At 58.1% G+C, this 3,172-nt stretch carries 6 protein-coding genes; 3 read left to right on the plus strand and 3 right to left on the minus strand.

The genetic code is table 11. The features are described from left to right. From AC1D1P_RS18855 to AC1D1P_RS18865, 3 genes are all read right to left on the minus strand, one after another. A partial coding sequence (locus AC1D1P_RS18855; protein WP_477674022.1) for a phage tail fiber domain-containing protein occupies nucleotides 1–881 on the minus strand: 881 nt, incomplete at its 3' end. 269 nt (nucleotides 882–1,150) lie between these two features. After that, nucleotides 1,151–1,570 (minus strand): hypothetical protein, encoded by a 420-nt coding sequence (locus AC1D1P_RS18860; protein WP_477674023.1) that lies wholly within the window; start codon nucleotides 1,568–1,570, stop codon nucleotides 1,151–1,153. A 46-nt stretch (nucleotides 1,571–1,616) separates the two neighbouring features. Continuing rightward, nucleotides 1,617–1,922, minus strand: a complete 306-nt coding sequence (locus tag AC1D1P_RS18865; RefSeq protein ID WP_477674024.1) for a hypothetical protein — start codon at nucleotides 1,920–1,922, stop codon at nucleotides 1,617–1,619. Between the two features lie 124 nt (nucleotides 1,923–2,046). Between AC1D1P_RS18865 and AC1D1P_RS18870 the strand changes: the two genes are divergently transcribed. The 3 genes from AC1D1P_RS18870 to AC1D1P_RS18880 form a co-directional block, all read left to right on the plus strand. After that, nucleotides 2,047–2,286 (plus strand): hypothetical protein, encoded by a 240-nt coding sequence (locus tag AC1D1P_RS18870; RefSeq protein ID WP_477674025.1) that lies wholly within the window; start codon nucleotides 2,047–2,049, stop codon nucleotides 2,284–2,286. 311 nt (nucleotides 2,287–2,597) lie between these two features. Further along, nucleotides 2,598–2,849 carry a hypothetical protein gene (locus AC1D1P_RS18875; RefSeq protein ID WP_477674026.1) on the plus strand — a complete coding sequence of 84 codons (252 nt, stop codon included), beginning with the start codon at nucleotides 2,598–2,600 and terminating at the stop codon, nucleotides 2,847–2,849. 108 nt (nucleotides 2,850–2,957) lie between these two features. Further along, nucleotides 2,958–3,172: hypothetical protein (locus AC1D1P_RS18880; protein WP_477674027.1), on the plus strand; the 215-nt coding region annotated here is incomplete at its 3' end.

Consider the following 3,172-nt stretch of genomic DNA (forward strand, 5'->3'; position numbering starts at 1 on the left):
ATGAAATAGTCCGCAGAGGCCAGAGATGCCGCCAATATCGACAGGTCGATTTCCGTCAAGCCTGCTACGTTGGTCCATTCTTTTGAAGTTCCACTCGTAAGAGTTTGAAGCGCCAAAGTGACCGTGGAGGAGAACCCCAAAGCAGCCTTGAGACCTGCAGGCGTAATAACCCGCGCGGCATCTGTGCCGGTTTGAGTTTCTGCTGTGGTGGCGAGCTCAACGAGGCCGCTGGCCGTAGTGGTTGCGGCATCTGTGGGTGCTGCGCTTATTGCGGTGCGAGCTTCTGCGGCACCTGCGGCTGTAAACAGCGCGTTCCCTACGGTGGTAGCTCCCAGCACCAGGCGAGCAGCCGCCGCATCAACTGCATTAAGGAAGGTTTGAGCATAGGCCGTTAGAGAAATCAGGCTGATGTCGGCCAGCAGCACGTTCTCCAGCGCGTTGGCCAGTGAATTCCAGCGGAGATATGTCAGCGGAACGGGCGCGGGCAGTTCCAGATCAACGCCCGATGAGTCGGGAGCTACACGGATGGACCGACCCAACTCTTCATCAAGTTGCTGAATCATGAGCACCGCGGCGTCCTGATCATCATCCAACRTATCGGTCGGAAGCTCTCCCTGGTCCTGGTAATCCACGCTGCGGGTGTATGCCATATTACGGCGGCGAACCACGACAGTATCAATAGCTGGGGCAACCAGAAAGGTGACATTTCCACTATCGGAGCCGACACCAGAAAGCGTGTAGTCGGTGTTCAAGGTTTTGACAACACCATCCACCGAAACTTCCATATCAGCCGCAGAGAGAACCTTGAAGTTGTAGGCGAAAACGGTTGTAACTCCGTTGCCGGTGCTGCGATTTATCGGAATCTGAGCTGATACTGTCACTGGGCACCTCAAGCTGTGATGGTTCGGCGCTAGGAAAGCTCAAGCTCAACTTCATGCACGCCAGCCCCTGGGGTCCAATCATTGCGTGATGGCCCATTCGTATTCCCGAAAACCCGACCAATTCGCACCGGAGTGGCCTTTATCGCGCGGGCGGCCGCGTCGAGATAGTCGTCGGCTTGGGTTGTTATGGCAGGGTTGAACTCCAACATCTGCTCGGCGGCCGGGCCAGAATCCACCGAGGTGTGCGCCCAAAGGAAGCCGGAGGACACTCAAAGTTCCTTGAAGTGTTGGCTGGACTGGCTCGAATACCCGTGTTGGGCATACAGCCGGCCAAGAGCGGCATCGTTGGCAGCCAAGCTGGTGGCCATCACAACGGTGGTTGCGCCGAGCTGGCGGGCCAATTCATCCAAGTCATTGAGCGCACAGCCGACGGTCCCGCGACCGATTCGAATAAAGAATTGCTCGATCAGCCATTTGCTGGAGCTGGCGTACCAGGGGGAGCCGACGGAATAGACCAGCAAGTGACTGTTGTTCAGAACGGTGGCCTGCAGTCCTGGGATATCCTGGCCGTCTGCCAGCGCCTGAGCTACCGCGATGGCAGCCTCAATGTCAGTCCGGTTTTCCCAGGTCTTCCCCTTGCCAGATGCGCGCTGCATGACCGAGGCCATGATTTCGGGCGCGCGCCRCATGAGCGCCTCCCGGTGCGGGTACTCGTGGAAGGGAACCGCGGCCACATCAAGCCCTTTGCGGCGCTACGGGTGGCAGATCGGGGACAACCCAGCCGTCCAGGGTCAGGACGGATTTGGTCAGGGCCTTGGCGTCCACGTCGTGGGCGCGCATCTTGAGATAGTCATCGCGGCCCAGCGGCGCCTTGCCGGCCTTCTTTGTGCTCCTGGCGGGCGCGTCCACTACAGCGTCACCACCAGCATCCTCGCCGTCTGTGGCACCTGGTGCGCCGGCCTCCGCGGTTTGTTCGGTGCCTGCAGTGGCATCCGTGGGAGTCGTGCCGGGGGTCTGTGGGGTGCGGGTCGGTCGTGCCATGGTCGGGGCTCCAGAGTGGCTGTTGAAGCCCGCATCTTCTGGCTACACCCCATTCGGCTTCCCGAAAAGCTAGCGCAAACTGACCAGTGCGCTCATACTGCAATTTCCAATCTAGGAGGTGGGGATGTCCAGCAATCTATTTCTTGAGGTCAATGGGTATTTTGTGTACTGCTCGACCGTGGAAAACGCAGATCACACATGGGCAGCTTCGGTTTTGTTTGAGCTAAAAGTAGATCACCGTCACACGCGCGTTTCGGGAGTTCGCCACAAATTGAGCGCCCCATTCGAGAGCGACAAGCAAGCGATGCAAGCGGCCATAAGTTACGGAACCACCGTGGCCGAGCAAAGCGATCCGTTTGAATAGTGCTTACGCCGGACCGGCATTTCGCTCCCCGTTCCGCACGCTTCCCCTTGTCATAGGCACCGTGGGCATAACCCGCCGGCGCCAGAGCTCCACTAGCCGTTCCCCGTCGGCATGCTTGGGCTCGACATTCGAATTCTTGTAGCCGGCCAAGGTAGACACCGGGATGGAAACGGCAGCGCTAACAGCCTCCATGGTCATTCCGGCCTTGCTCAGGTCGTCCATGACTCTCCACCAGTCAACGCGTTGCTGCGGGTCAATGCCCACCAATCCTGCCTTTTCGCTCATACTGGTACTTCCCAAATGGAGGAAATATGGCCACTAGACCATCCAAAACTGCCGAGGAAATTCAGGCCGAAGTCAGGCGCCTCATTCATGAGGGGGAGCTTGTAAAGGCCGACGGTTCCGTCATCGGCGTGCCGCTGCCCACGCCCCTGACCGACGGCGTTACAGAGTCGAATGGGAGCAACTGGGTAATGAATATCTTCCGCAATTCCGCAGGCTACGAAGGGTGGGTTCTGCACTGCGTTTACAGCGTGCAGTCGCGCTGGGATTTGCAGCGGTAGATTCCGACGACCCGCTTTCCGTTTCGAAATAGGATCGGCCGCAAACGCGCGCGCGCGAGGCGGATGGCAGAAAATCTTCTTCCAGCCATGGAACTTCCGGAGCAAATCATGAAATTCGATCGCGAACTGCAAAAGCGCATTCTTTCCGTCTTGCTCACGCAGTACCCAGACGGGGCTTATGAGCCTTGGCTCAAGGGTGAACTTGGTGACATCGAGCCGGAGATTCTTTTGCCCAATCTGATTTACCTTCAACAGCATGGTTTGATCGATAGCGGCTACAAGCTTCAGGAGTACGCAGGAGGTGCGAGGGCATGGCATCAGCT

The sequence above is a fragment of the Polaromonas sp. P1_E1_2 genome (genome assembly GCF_056406035.1).

Excerpts from the sequence above, each read along its gene's own strand:
- AC1D1P_RS18870 (WP_477674025.1), top strand. The coding sequence starts at position 2,047 with ATGTCCAGCAATCTATTTCTTGAGGTCAATGGGTATTTTGTGTACTGC.
- AC1D1P_RS18875 (WP_477674026.1), top strand. The coding sequence starts at position 2,598 with ATGGCCACTAGACCATCCAAAACTGCCGAGGAAATTCAGGCCGAAGTC.
- AC1D1P_RS18865 (WP_477674024.1), bottom strand. The coding sequence starts at position 1,922 with ATGGCACGACCGACCCGCACCCCACAGACCCCCGGCACGACTCCCACG.